This is a genomic window from Pantoea sp. JKS000250, assembly GCF_003201065.1.
GTDB lineage: Bacteria > Pseudomonadota > Gammaproteobacteria > Enterobacterales > Enterobacteriaceae > Pantoea > Pantoea vagans.
In genome coordinates this window covers 364661-388120 of sequence record NZ_QICZ01000001.1, presented here as the reverse complement: position 1 = coordinate 388120, position 23460 = coordinate 364661, and the positions used below count along the sequence as shown (strand labels likewise).

The 23460-nt window shown below is 54.3% G+C and carries 18 protein-coding genes, 1 pseudogene and 1 other annotated feature; of the genes and pseudogenes, 9 read left to right on the top strand and 10 right to left on the bottom strand.

Going from position 1 to position 23460, the window contains the following annotated elements:
• Positions 1-33 precede the first annotated feature (33 nt).
• The 5 genes and pseudogenes from trpA to BY447_RS01930 form a co-directional block, all read right to left on the bottom strand.
• Positions 34-837: a tryptophan synthase subunit alpha gene (gene trpA, locus BY447_RS01955; protein WP_033783257.1), complete on the bottom strand. Its 804-nt coding sequence runs from the start codon at positions 835-837 to the stop codon at positions 34-36.
• The gene (trpB, locus tag BY447_RS01950; RefSeq protein ID WP_013358026.1) at positions 837-2027 is read right to left on the bottom strand and encodes a tryptophan synthase subunit beta; all 1191 of its coding nucleotides are present in this window, start codon (positions 2025-2027) and stop codon (positions 837-839) included. The genes trpA and trpB overlap by 1 nt, the downstream gene beginning before the upstream one ends.
• A gap of 46 nt (positions 2028-2073) precedes the next feature.
• On the bottom strand, positions 2074-3435 hold the full coding sequence (gene trpCF, locus BY447_RS01945; protein WP_110330361.1) for a bifunctional indole-3-glycerol-phosphate synthase TrpC/phosphoribosylanthranilate isomerase TrpF: 1362 nt from the start codon (positions 3433-3435) through the stop codon (positions 2074-2076).
• A 2-nt stretch (positions 3436-3437) separates the two neighbouring features.
• Positions 3438-5032, bottom strand: a pseudogene (gene trpD / locus BY447_RS23460) (bifunctional anthranilate synthase glutamate amidotransferase component TrpG/anthranilate phosphoribosyltransferase TrpD).
• A complete protein-coding gene (locus tag BY447_RS01930) occupies positions 5032-6597 on the bottom strand; it encodes an anthranilate synthase component 1 (RefSeq protein ID WP_110330360.1) in 1566 nt (521 codons plus the stop codon). The pseudogene trpD and the gene BY447_RS01930 overlap by 1 nt, the downstream one beginning before the upstream one ends.
• Positions 6598-6620: 23 nt before the next feature.
• Positions 6621-6722 (bottom strand) — a sequence feature (Trp leader region).
• A 153-nt stretch (positions 6723-6875) separates the two neighbouring features.
• On the opposite strand from BY447_RS01930, the gene rnm reads away from it, so the two are divergent.
• A complete protein-coding gene (rnm, locus tag BY447_RS01925; protein ID WP_041456883.1) occupies positions 6876-7760 on the top strand; it encodes an RNase RNM in 885 nt (294 codons plus the stop codon).
• 12 nt (positions 7761-7772) lie between these two features.
• The gene (locus BY447_RS01920; RefSeq protein WP_013358020.1) at positions 7773-8393 is read left to right on the top strand and encodes an L-threonylcarbamoyladenylate synthase; all 621 of its coding nucleotides are present in this window, start codon (positions 7773-7775) and stop codon (positions 8391-8393) included.
• 12 nt (positions 8394-8405) lie between these two features.
• Here the strand turns inward: BY447_RS01920 and BY447_RS01915 are convergent, their stop codons facing one another.
• Positions 8406-9053 carry a hypothetical protein gene (locus tag BY447_RS01915; protein WP_033783249.1) on the bottom strand — a complete coding sequence of 216 codons (648 nt, stop codon included), beginning with the start codon at positions 9051-9053 and terminating at the stop codon, positions 8406-8408.
• Between the two features lie 779 nt (positions 9054-9832).
• Here BY447_RS01915 and rluB point away from each other — a divergent pair.
• On the top strand, positions 9833-10723 hold the full coding sequence (gene rluB, locus BY447_RS01910) for a 23S rRNA pseudouridine(2605) synthase RluB (RefSeq protein WP_013358018.1): 891 nt from the start codon (positions 9833-9835) through the stop codon (positions 10721-10723).
• A 54-nt stretch (positions 10724-10777) separates the two neighbouring features.
• Here the strand turns inward: rluB and cobO are convergent, their stop codons facing one another.
• Both cobO and BY447_RS01900 read right to left on the bottom strand, forming a co-directional pair.
• Entirely contained in the window at positions 10778-11368 is a 591-nt protein-coding gene (gene cobO, locus BY447_RS01905; RefSeq protein WP_033783248.1) for a cob(I)yrinic acid a,c-diamide adenosyltransferase, read from the bottom strand.
• Positions 11368-12129: a YciK family oxidoreductase gene (locus tag BY447_RS01900; RefSeq protein ID WP_033784591.1), complete on the bottom strand. Its 762-nt coding sequence runs from the start codon at positions 12127-12129 to the stop codon at positions 11368-11370. The genes cobO and BY447_RS01900 overlap by 1 nt, the downstream gene beginning before the upstream one ends.
• A gap of 174 nt (positions 12130-12303) precedes the next feature.
• Here BY447_RS01900 and sohB point away from each other — a divergent pair, with 174 nt between their 5' ends.
• Complete coding sequence (gene sohB / locus BY447_RS01895) at positions 12304-13350, top strand: protease SohB (RefSeq protein WP_013358015.1); 1047 nt, start codon at positions 12304-12306, stop codon at positions 13348-13350.
• 26 nt (positions 13351-13376) lie between these two features.
• Here sohB and BY447_RS01890 read toward each other — a convergent pair whose 3' ends face one another.
• Positions 13377-13625 carry a YciN family protein gene (locus BY447_RS01890; RefSeq protein ID WP_013358014.1) on the bottom strand — a complete coding sequence of 83 codons (249 nt, stop codon included), beginning with the start codon at positions 13623-13625 and terminating at the stop codon, positions 13377-13379.
• A 371-nt stretch (positions 13626-13996) separates the two neighbouring features.
• Here BY447_RS01890 and topA point away from each other — a divergent pair, with 371 nt between their 5' ends.
• The 4 genes from topA to acnA all read left to right on the top strand — a co-directional run bounded on the left by topA (position 13997) and on the right by acnA (position 21788).
• Complete coding sequence (topA, locus tag BY447_RS01885; protein ID WP_013358013.1) at positions 13997-16621, top strand: type I DNA topoisomerase; 2625 nt, start codon at positions 13997-13999, stop codon at positions 16619-16621.
• Between the two features lie 257 nt (positions 16622-16878).
• Complete coding sequence (cysB, locus tag BY447_RS01880; protein WP_013358012.1) at positions 16879-17853, top strand: HTH-type transcriptional regulator CysB; 975 nt, start codon at positions 16879-16881, stop codon at positions 17851-17853.
• Positions 17854-18349: 496 nt separating this feature from the next.
• Complete coding sequence (locus BY447_RS01875; RefSeq protein ID WP_003853864.1) at positions 18350-18508, top strand: YmiA family putative membrane protein; 159 nt, start codon at positions 18350-18352, stop codon at positions 18506-18508.
• 598 nt (positions 18509-19106) lie between these two features.
• Positions 19107-21788 carry an aconitate hydratase AcnA gene (gene acnA, locus BY447_RS01865; protein WP_110330359.1) on the top strand — a complete coding sequence of 894 codons (2682 nt, stop codon included), beginning with the start codon at positions 19107-19109 and terminating at the stop codon, positions 21786-21788.
• Between the two features lie 32 nt (positions 21789-21820).
• Here acnA and ribA read toward each other — a convergent pair whose 3' ends face one another.
• The gene (gene ribA / locus BY447_RS01860; RefSeq protein ID WP_033783243.1) at positions 21821-22414 is read right to left on the bottom strand and encodes a GTP cyclohydrolase II; all 594 of its coding nucleotides are present in this window, start codon (positions 22412-22414) and stop codon (positions 21821-21823) included.
• A gap of 227 nt (positions 22415-22641) precedes the next feature.
• Here ribA and pgpB point away from each other — a divergent pair, with 227 nt between their 5' ends.
• Positions 22642-23400 carry a phosphatidylglycerophosphatase B gene (gene pgpB / locus BY447_RS01855; protein WP_110330358.1) on the top strand — a complete coding sequence of 253 codons (759 nt, stop codon included), beginning with the start codon at positions 22642-22644 and terminating at the stop codon, positions 23398-23400.
• Positions 23401-23460 lie beyond the last annotated feature (60 nt).

Sequence of the window (23460 nt, the reverse complement as noted above, 5' to 3'; positions counted from 1 at the left end):
TGCCTTATCGCGCGATAAGGCATGATGGCAGGATTAACGGCTGGCGGCCTTGAGGCGGCTGACAAAATTCTTCAGTTCACTCAGCATCACTTCAGGCTCTGCATGGTGTTTTTCAATGATTCTGACAATCGCAGAGCCGGAGATAGCGCCCGCTGCACCGGCAGCGATCGCCTCCTTCACCTGTTCCGGTTCTGAAATACCAAAGCCCTGCAGCGGTGGCGCGGCGTGGTATTCACGCAGCTTGTCGATCAGATGCTTCAGCGGCAGGCTGGCGCGGTTTTCAGCACCGGTCACACCCGCGCGTGACAGCAGATAGGTGTAACCCCGTCCGTGCGACGCGATCTCACGCAGCAGCTCATCGCTGGCGTTAGGCGGACAGATAAAGATGGGTGCGACACCATGACGCAGCGCTGCCTGACGGAAGGGCGCAGACTCTTCAACCGGCACATCCGCCACCAGCACTGAATCCACACCGGCTTCAGCACAACGGGCATAGAACTCATCCACGCCGTTGGTGAAGACCAGGTTAGCGTACATTAGCAAGCCAATCGGCAGATCCGGGTATTTACGGCGGATAGTCGCCAGCATTTCAAAACACTGGCTGGTGTTGGTGCCCGCCGCAAAGGCGCGCAGCGTCGCGTTCTGAATGGTCGGGCCATCTGCCAGCGGATCGGAGAAGGGAATACCCAGCTCCAGTGCATCTGCGCCACCTTCCACCAGCGCGTCAATCACGCGCAGTGAAAGCTCCGGAGAGGGATCGCCCAGCGTAACGAAAGGAACGAAAGCGCCTTCGTTATTCGCTGACAGCCGCGTAAACAGTTGATTGTAACGTTCCATCAGATTTCTCCCTGCGCTGTCAGAATGTCATGAACGGTGAAAATATCTTTGTCGCCGCGGCCAGAGAGGTTGACCACAATCAACTGCTCTTTTTCTGGTTCAGCGTGAATCATCTTCAGGGCGTGCGCCAGCGCGTGCGAGGACTCAAGCGCCGGAATAATCCCTTCTGCGCGACACAGCTGTTTAAAGGCGTCCATCGCTTCATTATCGGTAATGGAGACATACTCCGCGCGACCAATGCTGTTCAGATGCGCATGCTGCGGACCGACCGATGGGAAGTCGAGGCCGGCAGAGATGGAATAAGACTCCTCAATCTGGCCATCATGGGTCTGCATCATCGGCGATTTCATACCGAAGTAGATGCCGACGCGACCATGTTTAAGCGGTGCGCCATGCTCGCCGGTTTCAATGCCGTGACCCGCAGGCTCAACGCCGATCAGCTTCACGCTGGTTTCATCGATAAAGTCGGCAAACATCCCGATGGCATTTGAACCGCCGCCTACGCAGGCGAGGATCGCATCGGGCAGGCGGCCTTCTCTTTCCAGAATCTGCTTTTTGGTCTCTTCACCAATCATGCGCTGGAACTCACGCACGATCGTCGGGAAGGGATGCGGACCCGCCGCAGTGCCGAGCATGTAGTGTGAGGTCTCATAGCTGCCTGACCAGTCACGCAGCGCTTCGTTACAGGCATCTTTCAGCGTGGCGGAGCCGCTGTGAACCGGAATCACTTCTGCGCCCATCAGACGCATACGGAACACGTTAGGGGACTGACGCTCGACATCTTTCGCGCCCATATAGATGCGGCATTTCATGCCCAGCAGCGCACAGGCCAGCGCGGAAGCGACGCCATGCTGACCGGCACCGGTCTCGGCAATGATTTCGTTTTTGCCCATGCGTTTGGCTAACAGCGCCTGACCCAGCACCTGGTTGGTTTTATGCGCGCCACCGTGCAGCAGATCTTCACGCTTGAGATAGAGGCGGGTTTTGGTGCCTTTCGTCAGATTTTTACACAGCGTCAGGGCAGTAGGACGGCCCGCGTAGTTCTTCAGCAGGTCGGTAAATTCGGCCTGAAACTCGGGATCTTTCTGGGCGTCGACAAACGCCTGTTCCAGCTGGCGCAGGGCTGGCATCAGGATCTGCGGAACATACATTCCGCCAAATTCGCCAAAGTAGGGATTCAGTAACGTCATTTTTTATCTTCCTTTCTCGGGCCCGCCGTAGAGCAGGCCAGGCAAATCAGTAGGCACGCAGTGTCTGAAACACCGCGGCAATTTTACGCGCATCTTTGATGCCAGGCGCGCTTTCCACGCCCGAGTTGAAGTCCAGTCCGGCACAGCCCAGCTGCGCGGCTTCAACACAGTTATCCGCACTCAGGCCACCGGCCAGCAGCACATTGTCGAGCGTCTGCCCCTGTAACAGCGACCAGTCGAAGCGCTGTCCGGTTCCGCCATCGCCATTATCAAACACATAACGGTCGACGTGCGGCCAGTCGCGTGCCGGCAGGGCACCTTCAATGCGCAGCGCCTTCCAGATTTGAATCTCTGCTGGCAGAGCCTCGCGCAGTTCGGCCACAAATTCTGGTGTTTCATTACCATGCAGCTGCACTGCAGACAGTGAAAGTGCGGTAGCCTGCGTGACAACGTCACTGACAGAGTTATTGCGGAACACGCCGACGTAGCGCAGCGGCGCAGCGGCGATCACGTTCTGCGCGGTAACGGTGTCAATCTGACGTGGTGATCCTTCCGCGAAGATCAGACCACCAAAGATTGCACCGGCTTCATAGGCGGCAAGGGCGTCTTCGGCACGCGTCAGACCGCACACTTTATTGCTACCCAGCGTAACCCGACGCACCGCACCGGTCAGGTCAGCTTCTTCCATCAGGGCAGAGCCAATCAGGAAGCCGTTGGCAAAGTGGCTCAGCTCACGAATATCAGCGTAGCTGTTTATGCCCGATTCGCTGATCACGGTGACGCCGTGTGACAGGCGCGGCGCCAGCTGACGGGTGCGGTTGAGATCGATAGAGAGATCGCGCAGGTCACGGTTGTTAATCCCCACGACTTTTGCCTGTAGCGCGATAGCCCGCTCCAGTTCCTCTTCGTTACTCACTTCGGTCAGAATGCCCATCTTCAGGCTATGCGCCACGGCGGCCAGCTGACGATACTGCTCATCATCCAGCACCGACAGCATCAGCAGAATGGCATCCGCCTGGAAGTAACGGGCCAGATAGATCTGATAGGGATCGATAATAAAATCTTTACACAGCACTGGCTGGGTAATGGCGGCGCTGACAATCGGCAGAAAGGCGAAGTCGCCCTGAAAATATTTCTCATCGGTCAGCACGGACACCGCAGAAGCATAGTGGCGGTAGACCCCGGCAATGGCGGCCGGATCGAAATCCTCGCGAATCACGCCTTTTGAGGGGGATGCCTTTTTACACTCCAGGATAAACGCGGTTCTTGCACCCTGCAGCGCGTCGTAGAAATGACGGCTGGCAGGTTCAATGCTGTTCTGAAAGGTGGAGAGAGGCTGCTGCTGCTGACGGGCTTCAACCCAAATCGCTTTGTCCTGAACAATTTTTTCTAACACGGTGCCTTTCATGATTATCCTCTTGCTGCCAGTGCGACGACGCGTTCATAAGCCTGCCCGCTGCGGATGGCGTTAAGCGCCTGCTGTGCGTTTTCACGCAGATCTTCCTGACCGAATACTTTAAGCAGCATCGCCACGTTAACGGCGACCGCTTCCTCATGGGCCTGCTGGCCATTACCCTGGAGTAAAGCCGTCAGAATGTCACGATTTTCTTCCGGCGTGCCGCCTGCCAGCGCCTCTTTGGGATGGAAGCCAAAACCAAAGTCCTCTGGCGAGAGCTGATAGCGGGTGATTTCACCTTCACGCAGCTCAGCAACATGGGTCACATCGTGCAGTGCGACTTCATCCATACCGCCACCGTGAACGACCGCCGCACGCTGATAACCCAGCACTTTCAGGGTCTGCGCAATCGGCAGCACCAGTTCCGGGCTGTAGACGCCAATCACCGCCAGTGGCGGGCGCGCCGGATTGATTAATGGGCCTAACACGTTGAACAGCGTGCGGGTCTTCAGTTGCTGGCGCACTGGCATCGCGTGGCGAAAGCCGGTGTGATACTGCGGCGCAAACAGGAAGCAGACGTTAAGGTCGTCCAGCGCCTGACGCGCCCGATCAGCGGGCATATCGAGGTTGATACCAAAGGCGGCCAGCAGGTCAGACGAGCCCGATTTGCTGGAGACGCTGCGGTTGCCGTGCTTCGCCACTTTCAGACCGCATGTGGCGGCAACAAAGGCGCTGGCCGTCGAGATATTAATGCTGTTACTGCCATCGCCGCCGGTGCCGACGATGTCCGCGAAAGCGTAATCCGGGCGGGGAAAGGGTTTCGCATCTTCCAGCAGCGCGGTGGCGGCTCCGGCGATCTCTTCCGGCGTTTCACCACGTACTTTCATGGCGACCAGTGCAGCGGCGAGCTGCGTGGGTTCCAGCTGTCCGGTAATAATGGCGCTGAACAGCTGATGACTCTCAGCCTGATTCAGCGTCTGCGCCTGGTAAAGTTTTTCCAGTGTCTGTTGCATCGTTATTCTCCCTGTTACTTCGCCAGCGCCCAGGCCAGCGTCTGCTCAAGCAGGCGCGCGCCCTGAGAAGTCAAAATCGATTCAGGATGGAACTGAAACCCGCAGACGCGATCGGTTTCATGACGAACCGCCATCACCATCCCGTTAAAGCTGGCATTAACCGTCAGCTCATCCGGCGTGTTGCTGCCTACCAGCGAGTGATAGCGCGCCACCGGCAGCGGATTGCTCAGGCCGGCAAACATCGCCTCGTCGTCATGAACGATAGACGAGGCTTTGCCGTGCAGGATTTCGCCCGCCTGGCCTACATGGCCGCCATAGGCTTCCACAATCGCCTGATGTCCCAGACAGATGCCGATGATCGGCAGGCGTCCGCGCAGCACCCGCAGCAGCTCCGGCATACACCCGGCATCTTTTGGCGCGCCGGGGCCGGGTGACAGCATCAGCACCGGATCTTCCATCCGCTCCAGCTGAGCAATTAACAGTTCAGCGGGCAGGTTGTTGCGGTAGATCACTACGTTGTGACCAAAGGTCCGCAGCTGATCAACCAGGTTGTAGGTAAAAGAGTCGATGTTATCGAGCAGCAGAATATCGGCCATCAGAAGATCTCCTTGCAGTGATGGGCAGTCGCGATAGCGCGCAGAACGGCGCGGGCCTTATTGCGGCTTTCATCAGCTTCAGCCTGCGGATTAGAATCCAGCACCACACCAGCGCCCGCCTGAACGGTAGCGACGCCATCTTCGACATAGGCCGAACGAATAACGATGCAGGTGTCGAGATCGCCCTGAGCGGTGAAGTAGCCCACCGCGCCACCATAGCTGCCGCGACGGGTGCGTTCAGCACCGGCAATCAGCTGCATAGCGCGAACTTTTGGCGCACCGCTCAGCGTGCCCATGTTCATACAGGCACGATAGGCGTGCAGCACGTCGAGGTCGGCGCGCAGCGTGCCGACGACGCGGGAAACCAGATGCATCACGAACGAGTAGCGATCAACTTTGGTCAGGTCAGCCACGTAACGGCTGCCGGGCAAGCAGATGCGCGCCAGATCGTTACGCGCCAGATCGACCAGCATCAGATGTTCAGCCAGCTCTTTATGGTCGGTGCGCATCTCCAGTTCAATGCGGCTGTCGAGGTCACGGTCCAGCGAGCCATCAGCATGGCGGCCGCGCGGGCGGGTACCGGCAATCGGGTAGATCTCAATCTGACGCGAGATGGCGTCATACTTCAGTGAGCTCTCTGGTGACGCGCCAAACAGGGAGAAATCCTGATCCTGCATAAAGAACATATACGGGCTGGGATTGCTGTTTTTTAGCGTGTCATAGGCAGCCAGCGGTGACGGGCACGGCAGCGAGAAGCGGCGTGATGGCACGACCTGGAAAATTTCACCGATGCGAATCGCCTGCTGCATGGTGCGAACGACTTCACAATACTCTTCATCGCTCTGGCTGGTAGTCAGCGTCATCTGTTCGACCTTTTGTACCGGCAGCGCAGGTGCTGGCTGCAGCATCTGGCCATGCAGCTGCTCGATACGGCGTTGCAGACGCTGGAACTCGCTGGTGGACGGGCAGAACAGGCTGGCCTGCAGACGCGCGCTGCGGGTCTGGTGATCGATCACCAGTAATGTCTCTGCCAGGTAAAAACAGTAGTCAGGGCAGCGCTGCTGATTATCCAGTTCCGGCAGGGTTTCAAAACCAGCCACCAGGTCATAGGCAAACAGACCACCCAGCAGCACGGCTTCGCGCTCGTCGGCAGGGGCGTTAACCAGCTGGGGAATCAGTCGCAGTGCATCAAACACCGAGAGTGCTTTGAGACGGGAATCTTCGTCCTGATGCGGATCGGAGCTCTGTGGAAAAGTCAGCCCTCGGCCATCGGGACGGACCTGATTGCTGACGGAAGCGGGCAGAGCCTCATCCAGCAGCGGCAGCACGGCACGGCCATTTTCTGACAGCGCCTGAACGGTCACCGTATTACCCATGGCGCTGATACGCAGCGCGCTGTCGACAATCAGCAGACTTTTTAAATTACGCTTGCTGTCGATATCCGCAGATTCAAGCAGCAGGGTTGCCGGACGTGCGCCGCACAGCTGGTGAAACACTGCGGCCGGATCTTCGCGGTAAGGCGCGGTGCCGGTAATCAACTTCACTGTAGGTTTCGCATTTGGCATGATGATTTCTCTGAATTTCGCTCAAAAAAAAGCCCGCTCGGTGGCGGGCTCAGGTATTAGCACAGCGGTTACGCAAAGTGTGCACGATCCTGTCGCCCGTTTTCGGGAACATCGCGCCAACCGTTTAAATGCGTGATTACAACAGCCATGATTGAATACCCGTTACGTGTGAACTTGTGTACTAGTTAACGGGTTCATGACGTAAATGTCAATACACTTTTTCACTGACCGTGAAAATCGTTATCATGCTGGCCGGTTTAGTTTTAGCAGGAGTTCTCTTGAGCGATATCGCCCGTTTTCCGGTTTATGATTTACACAGCCACACGCGCGCCTCCGATGGCTTACTGACGCCAGCAGACCTGGTGCAGCGAGCCGTTGAGATGCGCGTTGGCGTACTGGCGATCACCGATCACGACAGCGTTGCAGGGGTAGAGGAAGCGCAGCAGACGGCACGGGACCACGATTTACCGATAAAAGTGCTGGCCGGGGCAGAGATCTCTACGCTGTGGGAGAACCATGAGATTCACATCGTCGGCCTGAACATTGATATTCATCATCCGGCGATGATGACGTTTCTGGCCGGACAACATGACTGCCGCCGGACGCGGGCGGAAGAGATTGGTGAGCGACTCGCCAGGGCACGTATCCCGGATGCGCTGGCGGGTGCGATGCGTCTGGCTGATGGCGGCATCATTACCCGTGGTCACTTTGCCCGCTTCCTGATTGAACAGGGCAAAGCGGACAATATGGTACAGGTATTCAAAAATTATCTGGCGCGTGGCAAAACCGGCTACGTGCCGCCACAATGGTGTACAATTAAACAAGCTATTGATGCGATTCATCATTCTGGTGGGTGTGCTGTGCTGGCGCATCCTGGCCGATACGGCTTATCGGCGAAGTGGCTTAAACGGCTGGTCGCCCATTTCCGCGAGGCGGGCGGCGATGCGATGGAAGTCGCGCAGTGCCAGCAGCCACCCAATGAGCGTACAACACTGGCACAATACGCCAGAGATAATGAACTGGCCGCATCACAAGGTTCTGATTTTCATCAACCCTGCCCGTGGATTGAGCTGGGCCGTAAACTCTGGCTGCCTGCAGCGGTTGAGCCGGTCTGGGAACGCTTCCCGGATCTCGCGCCCGGCCTGACAATCACGGAAAGGTGACACGAGGTTTCTATGAGTCAATTGTTTCACATCCATCCGGACAATCCTCAGCCACGGCTGATTAACCAGGCGGTCGACTACCTGAACAAAGGCAGCGTCATTGTCTATCCTACCGACTCCGGCTATGCGCTGGGCTGTCGGCTGGAGGAGAAGGGCGCAATGGAGCGTATCTGCCGTATCCGTCAGCTCGACGGGCACCACAACTTCACCTTGATGTGCCGGGATCTTTCGGAGCTGTCGGTTTATTCGCAGGTAGGCAACTCGGCTTTTCGGCTGCTGAAAAACAACACGCCAGGCAACTACACCTTTATTCTCAAGGCGACCAAAGAAGTGCCGCGTCGCCTGATGAATGAAAAGCGTAAGACCATTGGTCTGCGCGTGCCCTCCAATCCGGTGGCGCTGGCGCTGCTGGAAGCGCTGAATCAGCCGATGATGTCGACCTCATTGATTCTGCCGGGCAACGATTTTACCGAGTCAGACCCGGAAGAGATCCAGCACAGCATTGGTAAGCTGGTCGATCTGATCATTGACGGCGGTACGCTGGGTCAGCAGCCGACCACGGTGGTCGATCTGACCACCGATTCGCCAGAAATCGTGCGTGAAGGCGTGGGCGATACCCGCCCGTTCCTGTAATTACGTCGGGCTTCAGACACCGCGCGACGGTGTCTGAGCCAGATTCGACTCTAACCAGTTCTTAAACTGACCGTAAGGAATATAAAGTGATACATCTTTGAGGATCACTTTGTTATTACGCCCATTCTTAATCGAGTCAGAATAGCCAACAATAACGCCGCCCAGCGTATCATCCCGATTATAAACGCCACCGCCAGACATTCCCTGAACGACCCCCGCATTCGAGGCCATCGCTAAGCAGGGACTTTTATTCCATTTATTCCGAATAGCCGTGCGGGCTAAATTAACCCCGGACGACTCAACCGGCATCGCGGAAATAAAGCTGTAACCATACATTTTAACCGGATCGCCGATGTCGCTGCTGCGGAACTTAGTCAGCGTGCTGGCATCATTCTTGTGATAAATAATCGCAAGGTCGCAATAAGGGTGATAAGACTTCACACGCTGCACGGCAGTTTTAGCCACGTGCGCAGCCGTGAGGCTATATTCAGGTGTCAGAGGAATGCTGGTGCCCAGTGTACCCAGACCGAGGATCGTCGGAATGCCTGTCACGCTCATATCAACGTGCTGCATCGCCGTACGACTGTACTCGGTGTGGCCCACGGAACACCCGCTCAGCACCAGTGCAGCAAGCACCGGGCACAGAAACAGGTTTCTCATGATGTTTTTCTTTATTCAGGCATGTCGGGAAATCCCTGGTGAAGATTTTTGACATGCAAGCAGGGTTCATCACTGAACCGTATTAACGCAACAACTCCGGATGCGCCGGTTTATTGGATTAATGTAAAAACACTATTTTTATTAAAGAATGAATTAAGCAAGACTCAAATGTCGCAAGAACGCTTTGCCGCGTATTTTGCTTTTTTATTATGCTGCCGGGATAAAGTGTATCAGCTTAATAGTGTCGTACAATTTATTAAAGCTAATGACAATCAAATGTTATGAAAAATAAGGTTATAAACGAATCTCTATTAGAAATAATCTGACTTTTCTGTTTTTAGAGTGGGTACATCATGATTAAATTCAACTAACCAGCATTTCATGCTGACTTTAATATTTTTTTTAGATGATCTAAAGTACGGTAAGAAGGATGGAAGTGTAAGATAGCATTAAGATTTTACTCTCCGAATATCGCTTTGATGAAAAATGAGTGGTTAGAAAATTTAATTGTCATCAGCTATAAAGTTTTCGATCTAGGCGTTTTATTAAACATATTCTCTTATCATATGCCGGGTTTTATTAAATCAGCATCAGGGATTATCAGATCTCAAACTATCAGAGGTTAACCTTTCTTTATTTACTATGACACTATCTATAAAGGGCGTTACTTCAGCATTAAATGCCTGTATAATGGGGCAAACTTGCTAAGTTAACCTGTTGATTTAGAAAGGATTATCACCCAATCATGACGCCTGGGAAGGCGACAAAGAGGAAGCTCAATGAGCGAAAAGTTACAGAAAGTCTTAGCGCGTGCCGGTCATGGCTCGCGTCGTGAAATCGAATCAATGATTGCGGCCGGCCGTGTCAGCGTTGACGGCAAGATCGCCACTTTAGGCGACCGCGTCGAAAGCAGCAAATCCCTGAAAATCCGTATTGATGGCCATCTGGTTTCGATTGCTGAATCAGCAACCGAAGTCTGCCGCGTGCTGGCTTACTACAAACCGGAAGGCGAACTCTGTACCCGCAGCGATCCTGAAGGCCGCCCGACGGTGTTTGACCGTCTGCCGCGTCTGCGTGGCTCACGCTGGATTGCCGTTGGCCGTCTGGATGTGAACACCTGTGGTCTGATGCTTTTCACCACCGACGGTGAACTGGCGAACCGCCTGATGCATCCGAGCCGTGAAGTGGAACGTGAATATGCGGTGCGCGTGTTTGGTCAGGTCGACGATGATAAAATTCGTCAGCTGAGCAAGGGCGTTCAGCTGGAAGATGGTCCGGCTGCGTTTAAAACCCTGAAGTTTGGCGGTGGAGAAGGCATCAACCAGTGGTACAACGTCACCCTGACCGAAGGACGTAACCGTGAAGTGCGTCGTTTGTGGGAAGCGGTCGGGGTGCAGGTCAGTCGTCTGATGCGTGTCCGCTACGGCGATATCACGTTACCAAAAGGCCTGCCACGCGGTGGCTGGACCGAACTGGATCTGCCTGCGGTGAACTATCTGCGTAACCTGGTGGAGCTGGATGATGAAACGGTCACCAAGCTGGTGGTCGAAAAAGATCGTCGTCGTACCAAGGCGAACCAGATTCGTCGTGCGGTGAAACGCCACAGTAAAGTGAGCAGCACGCCACGTGCGCCACGCCGCAATCCGGGCAGCAAACGTAACTCCGGTTAATCGTGTTGCCCGATCGCTAAAAACGCAGCCCCAGGGCTGCGTTTTCTTTTTCTGTTACCAGTCAATGCCCTGCTGAGCCTGGATACCGGCATCAAAGGCGTGCTTCACCGGCCGCATTTCTGTCACCGTATCCGCCATTTCAGTCAGGCTGCGATGACAGCCACGTCCGGTAATGATTACGCTCTGATGCGCCGGACGCTGTTGCAAGGCGGTAATCAAATCGTCCAGCGGCAGATAATCCATGCTGACCATATAGGTGATTTCGTCGAGTACCACCAAATCAAGCTGCGTATCGGCCAGCATCCGTTTTGCATGCTGCCACACGGTCAGACAGGCGGCGGTATCCGTTTCGCGGTTCTGGGTGTCCCAGGTGAAACCGGTTGCCATCACCTGAAACTCTACACCATGCTGTTCCAGCAGGTTACGCTCACCATTCGGCCAGTCACCTTTAATAAACTGAATCGCCGCCGCACGCTTGCCATGTCCGGCAGCGCGCAGGGCGGTGCCAAAAGCCGCCGTCGTTTTGCCTTTGCCATTGCCGGTGAACACCATCAGGATGCCACGCACCTCGGTGGCTGCCGCAATCCGCGCATCGACCTGCTCCTTTAGCCGCTGCTGACGCTGTTGATGACGATCGTCAGCCATTACTCTGCGGCTCCGGGTTTTCTGCCCGGCTGCGCATCAAAGCTGATACCGGTTTTGCGCCGGCTATCATCACCCATCAGATATAGGTAGAGCGGCATCAGATCGGCAGGCGTTTTCAGCTTGTTAGCATCTTCCTGCGGGAAGGCGCTGGCGCGCATTTTGGTTCGCGTTCCGCCCGGATTAATGCAGTTCACCCGCAATGCCTGCGTTTTATACTCATCCGCCAGCACCTGCATCATCCCTTCGGTGGCAAATTTAGAGACGGCATAAGCCCCCCAGCCTGCGCGACCGGTTCGGCCAACGCTGGAGGTGGTAAACACCAGTGAACCGGCATCTGACTTTAACAGCAGCGGCAACAGCGCCTGGGTCAGGAAGAAGGTAGCGTCCAGGTTGATGTTCATGACCTGCTGCCAGATCTGAGGGTCGAGTTCCGCCAGCGGCACGATTTCACCGAGGATACCGGCATTGTGCAGCACGCCATCAAGACGCGGAAACTGCTGTGACAGCTGTTCTGCTACCTGATGACAACGTTCCGGTGTTGCTTCAGCCAGATCAAACACGACGGTATGAGCAGCACATTTATTAAGTTGATCGATTGCCTCTTTGACCTGCTGAAGCTTCTCAGGGTTACGGCCCATCAGGATCACTTCAGCGCCATAACGGGCATACGTCAGCGCCGCTTCCCGGCCAATGCCATCAGAAGCGCCAGTGACCAGGATGATGCGGTGATTGAGCAGGTCGCTTTTCGGTTGATAATGCACAGCGGGGTCCTCCAGCGAAAACAGCATGATTCCGCTTTATGCCTGAATTTACGAATGGGCGCAATCGCCAGACCACCCATTCTGTGCCGGCTGCTGGCATTTCAGGCGACGGAGCAGGGTAAAACGGCTAAACTGGCGAATTGTTTTTTTATTCTTTGTGACTAAGGCGACCTGATGGATTTTATTTCAACGTATGGACTGTTTTTAGCAAAAGCGGTGACGCTGGTGGTTGCCGTCGCTGCGATTGTCATGATTATCATGAATGCCGCGTTACGCAAACGGGCACAAAGTGGTCAGCTTCGTCTGACCCATCTGGGTGATGATTATCAGCAGATGAAAGAGGATTTGCAGCTGGCAAAAATGAAGCCGCAGGCGCAGAAAGTCTGGCTGAAAAATCATAAAAAAAGTGAAAAGCTGAAAGCCAAAGCGGAAAAACAGGCGGCAAAGCAGGGACAGACAAAGAGCGTTAAGCCCACGCTTTACGTACTCGATTTTAAAGGCAGCATGGATGCCGGTGAGGTGAGCTCACTACGTGAAGAGATTTCAGCTGTGCTGGCGGTGAAGCAGCCTGGCGATGAAGTGCTACTGCGGCTTGAAAGCCCTGGCGGCGTGGTGCATGGCTATGGGCTGGCAGCGTCGCAGCTTCAGCGTCTGCGTGATGCGGATCTGCGCATCACGGCGGCTGTAGATAAAGTGGCAGCCAGCGGGGGCTACATGATGGCCTGCGTGGCCGATCGCATTGTGGCGGCACCGTTCTCGATCATTGGTTCCATCGGCGTGGTTGCGCAAATCCCTAACTTCAACCGCCTGCTGAAGCGTAACGATATTGATGTTGAGCTGCATACTGCCGGACAGTACAAGCGCACGCTGACGCTGTTTGGTGAGAATACCGAAGAGGGACGTGAAAAATTCCAGGAAGATCTCGACGAAACGCACCTGCTGTTCAAGCAGTTTGTTCACCAGATGCGCCCGACACTCGATATCGACCGGGTGGCAACTGGTGAACACTGGTATGGTCGTCAGGCGCTGGATCTCGGCCTGATTGACGAAATCGGCACCAGCGATGACCTGATTATCCGTCAGATGGATCAATTCAGCGTGCTCGGTGTGCATTACGCCCGCCGTCGTAAAATGATGGACCGTTTTACCCAGAGCGCCGGCTCGGTGGCTGAGCGGTTGCTGCTGAAACTCTGGCAGCGCGGCGAAAAGCCACTGCTCTGATGCGAAACCCGGCCTGTGCCGGGTTTTTATTCCAGGTGATAGCGCGGCGACAGCTCCACAGCAAGGTATTTGAAGACGTTAAACACCGCCGTGGTTTTCGCGGTCGGCAGTCCATCCGCATCAAGAAAGAACGGCCCGCGAAAGACCAGCACATCCGCCTGCTGACTTACCTCATCCGCCTGCATGCCCGCTAAATAATCATCATGTTCTTTAATTAGCGCATTGGCCTTTTCCAGCAACGCCTGGCGGGAAATAGCCTGAGTTGATCTCTGCATTTATTCGCTCCTTTTTGACAGCATCCAAATCCTTTCTATATTACTGGCCTGTCACATGCTGTGACAAATCGGTCTGAACGATGAAAACCTGGCGTAAGTTCGGGCTGAGTGCTAATTAAGTTGCGTAACAGATTTTATCAGGTAGAGTGTGGGCGATTCCGATTTCAGGGATTTTGCACCGGGATGTGCGAAGAGTTCAGATGGAAAAAGCACGCTTTATCATGCAGTTGCAGCAGGCCGCATCATCTGATCTGAGATTGACCCCTCCGCCTTGAAATGTTAAACAGGCGCAGCAATATTGAACCCACTGGGTTTTTGGGCATCCAATCCTCTCCCGTTAAGCAGGATGTTTTCATTAGGTAAAGGTAAATATGGGTAAAGCACTCGTTATTGTTGAGTCCCCGGCAAAGGCTAAAACAATCAATAAATACCTGGGTAGTGACTACGTGGTTAAATCCAGCGTGGGTCATATCCGGGATCTGCCGACCAGTGGTTCAACCGCGAAGAAGAGTGCTGACGCTTCGACAGATAAGAAAGTCAAAGACGCTTCAACTGACAAGAAAGTCAAAAAAGTTAAAAAAGATGAGAAAGCCGCACTCGTCAGCCGCATGGGTGTAGACCCTTATCACGGCTGGGAAGCGGATTATCAGATTCTGCCCGGCAAAGAGAAAGTCGTTGCTGAACTGAAGGCGTTAGCCGCCAATGCTGACCACATCTATCTCGCAACCGACCTTGACCGCGAAGGGGAAGCCATTGCCTGGCACCTGCGGGAAGTGATCGGTGGTGATGACTCGCGCTTCAGCCGCGTGGTCTTTAACGAAATCACCAAGAATGCGATTCGTCAGGCGTTTGAAAAGCCGGGCGAACTGAATATTGACCGGGTAAATGCTCAGCAGGCGCGTCGTTTCATGGACCGCGTGGTGGGCTATATGGTCTCGCCACTGCTGTGGAAAAAAATCGCCCGTGGCCTCTCGGCCGGACGTGTGCAATCTGTTGCGGTTCGCCTGGTGGTGGAACGTGAACGTGAGATCAAAGCCTTTGTTCCCGAAGAGTACTGGGAAGTTAATGCCGCACTGACCACGCCAAAAGGCGATGAGCTGTCGATGGACGTGACGCACAAAGGTGATAAAGCCTTCCGTCCGGTCAATCGCGACGAGACTTATGCCGCGGTGGCGCTGCTGGAAAAAGCGCGCTATGAGATCGTCGACCGTGAAGATAAGCCGACCAGCAGCAAGCCGGGCGCGCCTTATATCACCTCGACACTGCAGCAGGCTGCCAGCACCCGTCTGGGCTTTGGCGTGAAGAAAACGATGATGATGGCTCAGCGCCTGTACGAAGCCGGTCACATCACCTATATGCGTACCGACTCGACCAACCTGAGTCAGGATGCGGTCGCCATGGCGCGTGGCTATATCGAAAGCAATTTCGGTAAAAAGTATCTCCCTGAAACCGCCATTACTTACGCCAGTAAAGAGAATTCCCAGGAAGCGCACGAAGCGATTCGTCCTTCCGACGTGGAAGTGGTGGCGGAAAAGCTGAAGGATATGGAAGCGGATGCGCAGAAACTCTATCAGCTGATCTGGCGTCAGTTTGTTGCCTGTCAGATGACACCAGCAAAATATGATTCCAGCACCATTACAGCGGCGGCGGGTGAATTTAAACTCAAAGCAAAAGGCCGTATTCTGCGTTTTGATGGCTGGACCAAAGTCATGCCAGCGCTGCGTAAGAATGATGAAGACCGTACATTGCCTGCCGTCAGCGTGGGTGATGTTCTGGATCTGCAACAGCTTCTTCCGGGCCAGCACTTTACCAAGCCACCGGCGCGCTTCAGCGAAGCGTCACTGGTGCGTGAACTTGAGAAGCGCGGCATTGGTCGTCCATCCACGTACGCAGCCATTACCTCGACCATTCAGGATCGCGGCTACGTGCGGGTAGAAAACCGCCGCTTCTATGCGGAAAAAATGGGTGAAATCGTCACCGATCGTCTGGAAGAGAACTTCCGCGAACTGATGAACTACGATTTCACCGCCCGCATGGAGAGCAATCTCGATCAGGTGGCGAATAACGAGGCGCAATGGAAAGCGGTTCTCGATCACTTCTTCGCCGACTTTACTCAGCAGCTTGAGCTGGCTGAGAAAGATCCTGAAGAGGGAGGCATGCAGCCGAACCAGATGGTGCTGACCTCGATTGAGTGTCCGACCTGTAGCCGTCAGATGGGAATCCGTACCGCCAGTACCGGCGTTTTCCTGGGCTGTTCCGGCTATGCGCTGCCGCCTAAAGAGCGCTGCAAACAGACCATCAACCTGATTCCGGAAAATGAAGTCCTCAATATTCTGGAAGGCGATGATGCTGAAACCAACGCCCTGCGTGCCCGTCGTCGCTGCCAGAAGTGTGGCACCGCGATGGACAGCTACCTGATCGACAACGAACGTAAACTGCACGTCTGTGGTAATAACCCGGAGTGTGACGGTTACGAAATCGAGAAGGGCGAGTTCCGTATCAAAGGCTATGACGGCCCGGTGGTTGAGTGCGAGAAGTGTGGTTCGGAGATGCACCTGAAGATGGGACGCTTTGGTAAGTACATGGCGTGTACCAACGAAGAGTGCAAAAACACCCGCAAGATTCTGCGCAGTGGTGAAGTTGCACCGCCGAAAGAAGATCCGGTTCCGCTGCCAGAGCTGGCGTGTGAAAAGTCCGATGCTTACTTCGTGTTGCGTGACGGCGCAGCGGGCGTTTTCCTCGCGGCCAACACCTTCCCGAAATCACGCGAAACGCGTGCGCCGCTGGTGGAGGAGCTTCAGCGCTTCAAAGATCGCCTGCCTGAGAAGCTGAAGTATCTGGCCGACGCGCCAGCAGCCGATCCGGAAGGCAATAAAACGCTGGTGCGCTTCAGCCGCAAAACCAAACAGCAGTATGTCTCCTCTGAAAAAGAGGGTAAGGCAACCGGCTGGTCCGCCTTCTATATAGATGGCAAGTGGCAGGAAGCGAAAAAGTAAGTCTCAGGCCAGCATTTGCTGGCCTTTTTCTTACTCTGCTTATCCGATTTATCCACTGACACTGACAACGGACCACATTCAGGCCAGCGCTCGCTGGCCTTTTTCTGAGCCTTATATCAATCCGTTCTACTCTGTCACTTAAACTGATATAGTTGTTATAGCATTTCCGACCTTTCCTGATGCATAGCATTTCTTGACCCTTGCGACTATACGTCAAGCGGGGATGCGACTCTGTAACTTACCGGGATGGAATAGATATGAAATTACAGCAGTTGCGCTATATCGTCGAAGTGGTGAACCATAATCTCAATGTCTCTTCGACAGCGGAAGGTCTCTACACCTCTCAACCCGGCATCAGCAAACAGGTGCGTATGCTGGAAGATGAGCTGGGCGTGCAAATTTTTGCCCGCAGCGGTAAACATCTCACCCAGGTGACGCCTGCAGGCGAAGAGATCATTCGTATAGCGCGTGAAGTTCTCTCCAAAGTGGATGCGATCAAATCTGTCGCCGGCGAGCACACCTGGCCGGATAAAGGCTCGCTTTATGTCGCCACCACACATACCCAGGCACGTTACGCGTTGCCAGGCGTGATCAAAGGATTTATCGAGCGCTATCCGCGCGTCTCTTTGCATATGCATCAGGGTTCACCAACCCAGATCGCCGAAGCGGTTTCCAAGGGCAATGCGGACTTTGCCATAGCCACTGAAGCGCTGCATCTCTATGACGATCTCATCATGCTGCCGTGCTACCACTGGAACCGCGCGATTGTCGTCACGGCGGATCATCCGCTGGCCGGAAAAGGGCAGGTGAGCATCGAAGAACTGGCTGAATATCCGCTGGTGACCTACACCTTTGGCTTTACCGGGCGCTCAGAACTCGACACGGCCTTTAATCGGGCAGGATTAACACCCCGCATCGTCTTCACCGCGACTGATGCCGACGTCATCAAAACCTATGTCCGTTTAGGTCTGGGCGTGGGGGTTATTGCCAGTATGGCGGTTGACCCGGTGGCCGATCCTGACCTGATTCGTATTGAAGCCGCCGATATCTTTACCAACAGTACCACCAAGATTGGCTTCCGCCGCAGCACCTTCCTGCGCAGCTATATGTATGATTTTATCCAGCGTTTTGCGCCACACCTGACTCGCGACGTGGTGGATACCGCCGTGGCGCTGCGCTCAAACGAAGACATTGAGGCGATGTTTAAGGACATTAAGCTGCCATTTAAATAGCGTTGATACTCTCCACGACAACATAAGGCTGCCTGGTGCAGCCTTTTTTGTTGCCAGGCTTTAGCGCCAAATGAGAATCAAAAGTTTTTATGATTTTTTTGTAAATGAAACATTGATCACATGTTTTCCGGTTGGGCTTTCTTAAATGCGAAATACAACACACTTTTAACTATGTCACTTTGCGACTCGCCAGGATTATTCCCATACTCCAGTTAAGAGCTGATGTGTGAAGCCAGTAAACATAAGGTTCTTTAGATGGGTCTTTAGTTTTAAATGGATCTGTTTTTAAATTAACTCAAATTTATTAGCTGACTTTTTAATTAAATATTCGTTCAGGAGTTAATGATTTCTTACGTTACAGAAGCCTATTGATTAATACCGTTAATCGTTTTACTCAATAAAAATAACTGGATTTTTGGCCTTAACGCGTTTAGGATTCCTCCTAAATCTTAATCGATGTTATCAATCATTTTGTTGAGAGTGATTATCAAAAACTATGAATACACGACTGACTGTACAACCGGGTTTCCCGGCAAAAAGCACCAAGGTTGAGCGTACTGGCAACACCCGTCGCAATGCCTGGTTAACCGTATTCGCTGCCTCTGCGCTGTTCTGGGTGGTTGTAGCGTTAATGATTTGGCGTATCTGGGGCTAAAGCCATGTGGGCACATACACTCAGTCATAAACGTTCTTTGACCACGGGTCAGCACAAGCCAGTATCCTGCAAAGGAAAAGAAGCCCTTGCAAAGGACGAAAAAGTGTCTATCCCCGAGTCATGGGATTTGAGTGATAACCAGCGACTGTTTATTGAGTCGTTTCTGGAACCTAAAAACAAATAACGTTGTAAGACCATCTATTCGTCACTGCTCTTTTATAACCGGAGTTTCCGGTGGGCTTTTAAATGCCCCTTTCCACATCCTGTAAGATCAAAGGGTGTCGCCGATTGACAGGCGACCGCAAAAACTTTTACGCCCGATTCCGGCGAAGGAGTGAACCAAATGAATATTATTAAAATGTCCTGGCTTAGCGCGTATGCTTTCTCCTTTGCGTTCTGGTCTGCGGCGGTGTGGATAACGCTATAATTTGAATTAAATCACCTCTTTCTGATGCCTCGTGTTTTCACGGGGCATTTTCGTTTTCGGCGATTGTAGCAATTTGTGTTGTAATCAAAACGTTAACGAATTTGTGGTCTATCTTTAACATAAACCTTTGTCTCACTAAGGTTTAAGACCATGAACGAAAAAGGAGGAGCTATGTCGTCTACCCTACGCGAGCTGAGTCAGGAAATACTGCAGGTCGACACCAACAAATATCACATCTTCAGTCTTCCCCGTGCGGCTCAACATCTCGGCAACATCGATAGCCTGCCCAAATCTCTTAAAGTTCTGCTGGAAAACTTACTGCGCTGGCAGGATGGCGACTCTGTCACCACAGAGGATATCCAGGCGCTGGTTGACTGGCAGAAAGATGCTCACGCCGACCGTGAAATCGCCTACCGGCCAGCCCGCGTATTAATGCAGGACTTCACCGGCGTGCCGGCCGTGGTCGACCTGGCGGCCATGCGCGAAGCGGTGAATCGTCTGGGCGGCGATGTCGCCAAAGTGAATCCGCTGTCGCCTGTCGATCTGGTTATCGACCATTCGGTCACCGTGGACCATTTTGGTGATGATGACGCTTTTGAAGAGAACGTCCGGCTGGAGATGGAGCGTAACCATGAGCGCTACGTTTTCCTTCGCTGGGGTCAGAAAGCGTTTGATAAATTCCGCGTCGTACCGCCGGGAACCGGCATCTGCCATCAGGTCAACCTGGAATATCTTGGCAAGGCGATCTGGCATGAAACCCTCAATGGCGAAGAGTATGCCTGGCCCGACACGCTGGTCGGTACCGATTCACACACCACCATGATCAACGCGCTCGGCGTGCTGGGATGGGGAGTAGGGGGCATCGAAGCTGAAGCAGCCATGCTGGGTCAGCCTGTCTCCATGCTGATCCCGGATGTGGTTGGTTTTAAACTTACCGGCAAACTGCGCGCAGGCATTACCGCAACCGACCTCGTTCTGACCGTCACTCAGATGCTGCGTAAGCATGGCGTCGTCGGCAAATTCGTTGAGTTTTACGGTGACGGCCTGGCCGACCTGCCGCTGGCCGACCGTGCGACCATCGCTAACATGGCACCGGAGTATGGCGCCACCTGCGGATTCTTCCCGGTCGACGACGTCACGCTGAGCTACATGACGCTGACAGGACGTGATGCCGATCAGGTCGCCTTAGTTGAAGCCTATGCTAAAGCGCAGGGTCTGTGGCGCAATCCCGGCGATGAGCCGCGTTTCACCAGCACCCTGGCACTGGATATGAATGAGGTGGAGTCGAGCCTGGCCGGACCAAAACGTCCGCAGGACAGGGTGTCGCTGGGCGATGTGCCCGCCGCGTTTGATGCCAGCAACGAGCTGGAAGTGAATCAGGCGCAAAAACCTCATAAAAATGTTGAGTATACCGATACCGACACCGGCCTGACTCACACACTGACCGATGGCGCGGTGGTGATTAGTGCGATTACCTCCTGTACCAACACCTCTAACCCAAGCGTGCTGATGGCAGCCGGTTTACTGGCGAAGAAAGCGGTAGAGCGTGGTCTGAAACGTCAGCCGTGGGTCAAAGCCTCGCTGGCACCCGGTTCCAAAGTGGTTTCCGATTATCTGGCCGTCGCGCAGCTGACCTCGTATCTCGACGAGCTGGGCTTTAATCTGGTCGGCTATGGTTGCACCACCTGTATCGGTAACTCCGGTCCGCTGAAAGATGAGATTGAGTCTGCGATCAAAGCGGGCGATCTCACGGTCGGTGCCGTTTTATCCGGCAACCGCAACTTTGAAGGTCGTATTCATCCGCTGATTAAAACCAACTGGCTGGCTTCGCCGCCGCTGGTGGTGGCTTACGCGCTGGCGGGTAACATGAAGATCAACCTGCAGACGGAGCCGCTGGGCCACGACAGGCAGGGCCAGCCGGTCTATCTGAAAGATATCTGGCCGTCGCCGGAAGAGATAGCCACAGCCGTGCAGCAGGTCACCAGTGATATGTTCCACAAAGAGTACGCCGAAGTCTTCGATGGCACGCCAGAGTGGCAGGCGATCAGGGTCAGTGAAGCGGCAACGTACGACTGGGATGAAGGTTCGACCTACATCCGCCTGTCGCCGTTCTTTGATGATATGGAGAAAGAACCTAAGCCGGTGCAGGATATTCGCGGTGCGCGGGTGCTCGCATTACTGGGCGATTCTGTCACCACGGACCATATCTCGCCAGCGGGCAGCATTAAAGCGGAAAGTCCCGCCGGACGCTATCTGCTGTCACACGGCGTTGAGCGCAACGACTTTAACTCTTATGGGTCGCGTCGCGGTAATCATGAAGTGATGATGCGCGGCACGTTCGCCAATATTCGTATCCGCAATGAGATGGTGCCAGGCGTGGAGGGCGGCTATACCCGACACTATCCGAGTGGCGAACAGCTGGCCATCTACGATGCGGCGATGAAATATCAGGCGGAAGGCGTGCCGCTGGCGGTCATTGCAGGTAAGGAGTACGGCTCGGGCTCAAGCCGGGACTGGGCTGCTAAAGGGCCTCGTCTGCAGGGGGTAAGGGTCGTCATTGCCGAATCGTTTGAGCGTATTCACCGCTCTAACCTGATTGGGATGGGCATTCTGCCTCTGGAGTTCCCGCAGGGCGTGACCCGCAAAACTCTGGGGCTGACCGGTGAAGAGCGCATTGACGTGGAAGATCTTCAGGCACTGACGCCAGGCTGCAGCGTGAAAGTCACGTTGACCCGTGCTGACGGCAGTAAGGAAGAGCTGGACACCCGTTGTCGCATCGATACCGGTAATGAGCTGACCTATTACCGCAACGACGGCATCCTGCACTACGTTATCCGCAACATGCTGGACTGACAAAAAAGCCGGGGAAAACCCGGCTTTTTCATTTATGACTTCGGCAGCAGATGCCCCATCTTTTCCGCTTTCGTATCCAGATAGTGCGCATTCTTCGGATTACGTCCCACGACCAGCGGCACACGTTCAACAATGTTGATCCCGGCTTCGCTGAGGATCTCCACTTTGCGCGGATTGTTGGTCAGCAGACGCACTTCATTCACGCCCAGCAGTTTGAACATATCTGCGCACAGGGTGAAGTCGCGCTCATCGGCGGCAAAGCCAAGCTGATGATTCGCTTCTACGGTGTCATAACCTTTATCCTGCAACGCATAGGCGCGGATCTTATTCAGCAGACCAATGTTACGGCCTTCCTGACGGTGATAGAGCAGCACGCCGCGACCTTCTTCTGCGATGGCATTGAGCGCGGCTTCCAGCTGAAAACCACAGTCGCAACGCAGGCTGAAGAGTGCATCGCCGGTCAGGCATTCGGAGTGAACGCGCGCCAGTACCGGCTCGTTATCATTAATATCGCCAAAGACCAGTGCAACATGGTCATGTCCGGTTGCCAATTCTTCAAAACCAACCATCAGGAAATCTCCCCATGGCGTGGGCAGTTTGGCTTCTGCCACCCGTTTAAGCTGCATGTGACTCTCCAGAACCTTCAGAGGATGCACTATCATCATGATAGCGCACAGGCCAGTGTGGCCTGACAAACGTGCAATATTGTGCCACAACCCGGAAGCGGGCTGGTAATCTCTGAGACCAATTGCAGTGATAAAGCACGATTATCCAATCGGCAACGGTTATGTTATTCTTTTTTAAGCTAAAGTTATTCAAATGTTGACATTTGACACCAGGATAAGGGAAGAGGATGTTTAAGATTTCGCGTCGTACCACCTTCGGAATGCTGCTGTTGCTCATTATGCCGGTTGCCGTCTGGCTTACCGGCTGGCGCTGGCAGCCAGGTGAAAGTAATGCGCTGCTGAAGAGTCTCTTCTGGATGACGGAAACCGTCACCAATCCGTGGGGTATAGTCACCAGCGTGCTGCTGAGCGCCTGGATGCTCTGGTGCCTGCGCTTTCGCCTGAAGCCCGCCATCCTGCTGCTGCTGATCATGAACGCCACTATTCTGGCGGGACAATACACCAAATCCTTTATCAAAGAGCAGATTCAGGAGCCGCGTCCCTATGTGATCTGGCTGGAGCAGCATCACGGGCTGGATGAGAAAACGTTCTACGAGCTGAAGCGTAAACAGCGTGGTGAGATGGTGACGTCATTGATTGCCGATGAGACGCAGATTCCGGGCTGGCTGAAACGACACTGGGCGTTTGAAACCGGCTTTGCTTTTCCGTCGGGGCATACCATGTTCGCCGCCAGCTGGGCACTGCTGGCACTGGGACTGCTCTGGCCGCGTCGGCATTATAAAACCGTGGTGGTGATTTTCCTGTGGGCGACGGGCGTGATGGCGAGCCGCCTGCTGCTGGGCATGCACTGGCCACGCGATCTGGCGATGGCAACCGTGATCTCCTGGTTGCTGGTCACCGTTGCGACCTGGCTGGCACAGTGCTTCTGCGGCCCGCTGACACTGCCGCCGGAAGAGCAAAAAGAGGTGGCACAGCGGGAGCCCTGATTGTAATTCACCCTTAAGACCCCATATTATTAGTCGGGCCTGCGCAAAAGCGACTCGCCC